The sequence below is a fragment of the Pseudomonas sp. 2835 genome, assembly GCF_050435905.1.
Taxonomy (GTDB): domain Bacteria; phylum Pseudomonadota; class Gammaproteobacteria; order Pseudomonadales; family Pseudomonadaceae; genus Aquipseudomonas.
In genome coordinates this window covers 152,350-158,844 of record NZ_JBNDLE010000011.1, presented here as the reverse complement: position 1 = coordinate 158,844, position 6,495 = coordinate 152,350, and the positions used below count along the sequence as shown (strand labels likewise).

The following is a 6,495-nucleotide window of genomic DNA, read 5'->3' as shown; positions in this document are numbered from 1 at the left end:
GGGCGCCCCCCCCCCCCCCCCCCCCCCCCCCCCCCCCCCCCCCCCCCCCCCCCCCCCCCCCCCCCCCCCCCCCACTCCCCCCGCGATTTGCCGCCTGAATTAACTTAGAACAGAACGCGGGAACGGATGGTGCCCTTGATCTGTTGCAGTTTTTCTTGCGCCAGGTCCGAGTACTCGGCGTCAACGTCGATAACCACGTAACCGACTTTCTCGTTGGTCTGCAGGAACTGACCGGAGATGTTGATCCCGTTTTCGGCGAACACTTTGTTGATTTCGCTGAGGACGCCCGGAATGTTTTCGTGGATGTGCAGCAGACGGTGCTTGCCCGGGTGTGCCGGCAGGGCAACTTCAGGGAAGTTGACCGACGACACGGAAGTACCGTTGTCGCTGTACTTGACCAGCTTCTCGGCCACTTCCAGACCGATGTTGGCCTGGGCTTCAGCGGTGGAACCGCCGATGTGCGGGGTCAGGATCACGTTGTCCAGGCCACGCAGCGGGCTTTCGAACTGCTCGTCGTTGGAGCGCGGCTCGACCGGGAACACGTCGATGGCGGCGCCGATCAGGTGCTTGTCCTTGATTGCCGCGGCCAGGTGATCCAGCTCGACCACGGTGCCGCGGGCCGCGTTGATCAGGATCGAGCCTTTCTTCATCGCGCGGATTTCTTTCTCGCCGATCATCCACTGGGTGGATGGCAGCTCAGGTACGTGCAGCGAGACGATGTCGGCCAGGCCCAGCAGCTCGTTGAGGCTGGTGACCTGGGTAGCGTTGCCCAGCGGCAGCTTGGTCAGCGGATCGAAGAAGAACACCTGCATGCCCAGGCTCTCGGCCAGGACCGACAGTTGCGTACCGATCGAGCCGTAGCCGACGATGCCCAGCTTCTTGCCACGGATCTCGAAGGAGTTGGCCGCGCTTTTGATCCAGCCGCCACGGTGGCAGGAAGCGTTTTTCTCGGGGATGCCGCGCAGCAGCAGGATCGCTTCGGCCAGTACCAGCTCGGCCACCGAACGGGTGTTGGAGTACGGCGCGTTGAACACGGCGATACCGCGCTCACGAGCGGCGTTCAGGTCAACCTGGTTGGTACCGATGCAGAAACAGCCGACAGCGACCAGTTTCTTGGCGCAGTCGAAAACCTCTTCGGTCAGTTGAGTGCGCGAGCGGATGCCGATGAAGTGGGCATCAGCGATCTTTTCTTTCAACTCAGCGTCGGGCAGAGAACCGGTGAGGTACTCGATGCTGGTATACCCGGCGGCCTTGAGGACGTCCACGGCGGATTGGTGGACGCCTTCGAGAAGAAGGAACTTGATCTTGCTCTTATCGAGAGAAGTCTTGCTCATCTGCGTAAACCTGTGTCCCGGAGAAAAATGGCAGGGAAGTGAAGCTCTCGCAGCATCGGCCTGAAGCACGATCAGCGGGGGGCGTATGCTAGCATGAGTACCCCCCGATACGCCCATCCCTGGGACGTGAAGAGTGCTCAGGGTGACTATGAATAGTTCGAGAGTTCTATCGATGACCGATTCTGCGCTGATTGATGAGCTGATGACCCTGGTAGAGCCCGGCAAGGTGCTGACCGACGCGGCCTCCCTTGAGGCCTACGGTAAGGACTGGACCAAGCACTTCGCCCCCGCGCCCTCGGCCATCGTCTTCCCCAAGAGCATCGAACAGGTCCAGGCCATCGTGCGCTGGGCCAACCGGCACAAGGTCGCCCTGGTGCCGTCGGGCGGCCGCACCGGGCTGTCGGCTGCAGCGGTGGCGGCCAATGGTGAAGTGGTCGTGGCGTTCGACTACATGAACCAGATTCTCGATTTCAACGAATTCGACCGCTCGGTGGTCTGTCAGCCGGGTGTAGTTACCCAGCAGCTGCAGGATTTTGCCGAAGACAAGGGCCTTTACTACCCGGTGGACTTCGCCTCGGCAGGTTCCAGCCAGATTGGCGGCAATATCGGCACCAATGCCGGCGGTATCAAGGTGATTCGCTACGGCATGACCCGCAACTGGGTGGCCGGCCTCAAGGTCGTCACCGGCAAGGGCGACCTGCTCGAGCTGAACAAGGACCTGATCAAGAACGCCACTGGCTACGACCTGCGCCAGCTGTTCATCGGCGCTGAGGGCACCTTGGGTTTTGTGGTCGAGGCGACCATGCGCCTGGACCGGGCGCCGAACAACCTCACGGCGATGGTGCTCGGTACTCCGGATTTCGACTCGATCATGCCGGTGCTGCACGCCTTTCGCGCCAAGCTCGACCTGACCGCCTTCGAGTTCTTCTCCGACAAGGCCCTGGCCAAGATCATGGGCCGCGGCGACGTGCCGGCACCCTTCGAGACTGATTGCCCGTTCTACGTACTGCTGGAATTCGAAGCCAGCAACGAGGAGGTGGCCAATGACGCCCTGGCCACGTTCGAGCACTGCGTGGAGCAAGGCTGGGTGCTCGACGGGGTCATGAGCCAGAGCGAGCAGCAACTGCAGAACCTGTGGAAGTTGCGCGAATACATCTCCGAGACCATCTCGCACTGGACTCCGTACAAGAACGACATCTCCGTGACCGTGTCGAAAGTGCCAGCGTTTCTCAAGGATATCGACGCGATCGTCGCCGATAATTACCCGGACTTCGAAGTGGTCTGGTACGGCCACATCGGCGACGGCAACCTGCACCTGAACATCCTCAAGCCCGATAACCTGAGCAAGGACGAGTTCTTTGCCAAGTGCGCGACGGTCAACAAGTGGGTATTCGAGACTGTCGAGAAGTATAACGGCTCGATCTCTGCCGAGCATGGCGTCGGTATGACCAAGCGCGACTACTTGACCTACAGCCGTTCGCCGGTCGAAATCCAATACATGAAAGCAGTGAAGGCGGCGTTCGACCCCAACGGGATCATGAACCCGGGCAAGATCTTCGCTGTCGAGTAAGCCACAGGCACAAGAGCATCCAATAGCGCCAGGAGTCGGTAATGAGCTATCAGCACCAGTATGTAGACGGCACGCGTATTCACTTTCCGCTGGGCAAGGTGGTGTGCATCGGGCGCAACTATGCAGAGCACGCCAAAGAGCTGGATAACCCGATCCCGAGCGAGCCTCTGCTGTTCATCAAGCCGGGTAGTTGCGTGGTGCCGCTCGACGGCGGCTTCAAGATCCCTACCGAGCGCGGCTCGGTGCACTACGAGACGGAAATTGCCGTGTTGCTCGGCAAGTCGCTATCTACCAGCCCCACTGAAGAAGAAGTGCTCGACGCCATCTCCGGTTTTGCCCCGGCCCTGGACCTGACCCTGCGCGACCTGCAGGCGCAACTCAAAGAGAAGGGCCTGCCGTGGGAGCGCTCCAAGTGCTTCGATGGCGCCTGCGTGCTGCCGCCGTTCGTGCCGGTCAGTGCTTTTGAAGACCTGACCGACATCGGCATCCGCTTGACCCTCAACGGTGAAGTGCGCCAGGACGGCAACAGCGCGCTGATGCTCAACCCGATCGTGCCGATGATCCAGCACATGGCCACGCAATTCTCGTTGCTGGCCGGCGACGTGATCCTTACCGGTACCCCGGTTGGCGTCGGCCCGCTCAACCCCGGCGACACACTGGTCGTCGAACTGCCAGGCGTCAGCCGTTTCGAAAGCCAGGTGCTCTGATCCACCGCCGTGGCAGCCAGAGAACCTGGCTGCCATACTGCCTGTCGGCTTTTGCCATTTTTTTCACAATCTATCCGGATAATGCTTGCGGACCTGGCTCTGCGAACGTGCCGGTAACGTGTTATCAACTGGCAAAAAGAGCACAACCCCATGGCCACTCCTCTTCCTTCGAGCAACTCCCTGCCGCCTGCGCGCAAGCGCGGCCTGGCGTTGCGCTGGTCCACCTGGCTGGTGGCCGCGGCGATCATCGGCTACGGCGTGGCGATCGCCATGCATTGGGATGACCGTGGCCTGCTCTGGTTGCAGGAGCGCTTTGAAAGCAAGGTCGAGCAGCAGGCCAGCATCTGGTTGCCGGACTATCAGGTCGATATCGATGCCAAGGTGCTGCCGGGCATGGAAGATGACGAAGCTTCCGACCTGTCCTACAACCCGGTGAGCAAAACCCTGTTCGCGGTCATGGGCAAGAATCCCTTCCTGGTCGAACTGACCCTTGAGGGCGACGTGCTGCGCAAGATGCCCCTGGTGGGCTGGAGCAACCCTGAAGGTGTGGCCGTTCTCGAAGGCGGGCGCCTGGCGATAGTCGACGAGCGCGATCACAAGATGACCATCGTCACCCTTGCTGCCGACACCAAATCGCTGAATATCGCCGACTTCCCGCAGTACGACCTCGGCCCCTCGAATAACCAGAACAAGGCCTTCGAAGCCGTTGCCTGGGACCCTCTGCAGCAGCGCATCATCCTCGGCGAAGAGCGACCGCCGGCTCTGTTCACCTGGAAAAGCGACGGCCACAGCCCGCTGACCGGCAACAAACAGCCGCTGCCAAGCGACGAGCTGGACCTGCGCAACCTCTCGGCCCTGGGTGTCGACCCGCGTACCGGGCACCTGCTGGTGCTGTCGGCCGACTCCAACATGCTCCTGGAGCTGGACGAGAAGGGCGAGCAGGTCAGCTTCATGACCCTGTTGGGCGGCTTCAACGGCCTGAAGAAACGTATCCCGCGCGCCGAAGGCGTGGCGATGGACGAACACGGCACGCTGTACATCGTCAGTGAGCCGGACTTGTTCTATCGTTTCAAAAAGCCGTGATTTCAGACTTTTCCTACGTCAGGATTTAAGTTTCGTTTCAGTTGAGTGTGGGAAGATTCAGGCTGTCACCCAAAGAGTCCACCTGAATGCGTCGCTACATCCGCCTGCCGCTGATTTTCCTGGTTCTGAGCCTGCTCGCCTTGCTCCTGGTTGCCGTTGCCGGGCAGCAATATCGTCTGTTCGAACGCGGCTGGTTCAACGTCAAGACCTGGTGGCAGCCGTTCGAGCAGAGCATCGGCCTGGATCAGTACCAGGTGGTGCTTGAGGCGCAACCCATCGAAGGCCTGGACGACGATATCTCGGCGCTGACCTTCGACCCTGACCGCAACAGCCTATTCACCGTGACCAACAAGCGCTCCGAGCTGATCGAACTGTCGCTGGACGGGCGCATCCTGCGGCGCGTGCCGTTGACCGGTTTTGGCGATCCGGAGGCGGTGGAGTACGTCGGCCCCAACAGCTACGTGATCACCGACGAGCGCGAGCAGCGCCTGATTCGCGTGCGCCTGAACGACAACACGCCGTTTCTCGATGCCAAGGATGCCGAACAGCTGACCCTGGGCATTGGCCTCAATGGCAACAAGGGCTTTGAGGGTCTGGCCTACGACTCGGTTGGCAAGCGCCTGTTTGTCGCCAAGGAGCGCGACCCGATGCTGATCTACGAGGTGCACGGCTTCCCCCATGACAACCCCGAGCAGCCGTATGCGGTGCATGTGGTACAGGACCAGAAGCGTGATTCGCGGTTGTTTGTGCGTGACCTGTCGAGCTTGCAGTTCGATGAGCGCAGCGGCCACTTGCTGGCGCTGTCGGATGAGTCGCAACTGGTGCTGGAGCTGGACGTGCAGGGCAAGCCGCTGAGCACCTTGTCGTTGCGCAAGGGCTTTCAGGGCTTGAAGAAGAGCGTGCCGCAGGCCGAAGGCATCGCCATGGACGATGCCGGGACCATTTACCTGGTCAGCGAGCCGAACCTGTTTTATGTGTTCAAGAAGCCGGCCGAATAGGCATTATCGCGAGGCTTTGAGGCTCTTGACCCCTTCCGAAGTCCCCAGCAACAGCAGATCCGCTGGGCGCGCCGCGAACAGGCCGTTGGTGACCACGCCGACAATCGCGTTGATCTGGCTTTCCAGCTCGACCGGGTTGGTGATCTGCAGGTTGTGCACATCGAGGATGATGTTGCCGTTATCGGTCAGCACGCCCTCGCGGTACACCGGGTCGCCTCCGAGCTTGACCAGCTGGCGGGCTACGTGGCTGCGGGCCATGGGGATGACTTCGACCGGCAGCGGGAAGGCGCCCAGAACCGGCACCAGCTTGCTGGCGTCAGCGATGCAGATGAAGGTCTTGGCCACGGCGGCAACGATCTTCTCGCGAGTCAGGGCGGCGCCACCGCCCTTGATCAGGTTCAGGTGCTCGTCGCTTTCGTCGGCGCCGTCGACGTAGAACTCCAGGTCGCTGACGGTGTTCAGCTCATACACCGGAATACCATGACCCTTCAGGCGTGCAGCGGTCGCTTCGGAGCTGGCCACGGCGCCGTCAAAGGCGGTCTTGTGCTTGGCCAGGGCGTCGATGAAGCAGTTGGCGGTCGAACCGGTGCCGACGCCGACGATGCTCTTGTCGTCGAGCTTGGGCAGAATGAAATCGACAGCGGCCTGGGCGACAGCCTGTTTGAGTTGGTCCTGGGTCATGCGGGCTCCGAAGCGGGGAGGAGTATCGTGAAGGCGCGTAGTATAGCGGCTAAAACCCCTGCCTTGCTGTGGTCGCCCGACAGGGCGCTGGGGTAGACTCGCAAACCCCGCCCAACCGCTCA

At 61.3% G+C, this 6,495-nt stretch carries 6 protein-coding genes; 4 read left to right on the top strand and 2 right to left on the bottom strand.

The genetic code is table 11. The annotated features are described in order from the left end of the window. Positions 1 to 104 precede the first annotated feature (104 nt). Positions 105 to 1,334 carry a phosphoglycerate dehydrogenase gene (serA, locus tag ABIE20_RS17565; protein ID WP_045201808.1) on the bottom strand — a complete coding sequence of 410 codons (1,230 nt, stop codon included), beginning with the start codon at positions 1,332 to 1,334 and terminating at the stop codon, positions 105 to 107. Between the two features lie 172 nt (positions 1,335 to 1,506). On the opposite strand from serA, the gene ABIE20_RS17560 reads away from it, so the two are divergent. From ABIE20_RS17560 to ABIE20_RS17545, 4 genes are all read left to right on the top strand, one after another. Then, positions 1,507 to 2,904: an FAD-binding oxidoreductase gene (locus ABIE20_RS17560; RefSeq protein ID WP_429506224.1), complete on the top strand. Its 1,398-nt coding sequence runs from the start codon at positions 1,507 to 1,509 to the stop codon at positions 2,902 to 2,904. 41 nt (positions 2,905 to 2,945) lie between these two features. Further along, on the top strand, positions 2,946 to 3,611 hold the full coding sequence (locus ABIE20_RS17555) for a fumarylacetoacetate hydrolase family protein (RefSeq protein ID WP_429506223.1): 666 nt from the start codon (positions 2,946 to 2,948) through the stop codon (positions 3,609 to 3,611). Between the two features lie 150 nt (positions 3,612 to 3,761). Continuing rightward, positions 3,762 to 4,694, top strand: a complete 933-nt coding sequence (locus tag ABIE20_RS17550) for an SdiA-regulated domain-containing protein (protein WP_429506222.1) — start codon at positions 3,762 to 3,764, stop codon at positions 4,692 to 4,694. A gap of 86 nt (positions 4,695 to 4,780) precedes the next feature. Beyond that, positions 4,781 to 5,692, top strand: a complete 912-nt coding sequence (locus ABIE20_RS17545; protein WP_429506220.1) for an SdiA-regulated domain-containing protein — start codon at positions 4,781 to 4,783, stop codon at positions 5,690 to 5,692. Positions 5,693 to 5,695: 3 nt separating this feature from the next. Here the strand turns inward: ABIE20_RS17545 and rpiA are convergent, their stop codons facing one another. Continuing rightward, positions 5,696 to 6,373 carry a ribose-5-phosphate isomerase RpiA gene (rpiA, locus tag ABIE20_RS17540; RefSeq protein WP_429506218.1) on the bottom strand — a complete coding sequence of 226 codons (678 nt, stop codon included), beginning with the start codon at positions 6,371 to 6,373 and terminating at the stop codon, positions 5,696 to 5,698. Positions 6,374 to 6,495: the final 122 nt, after the last annotated feature.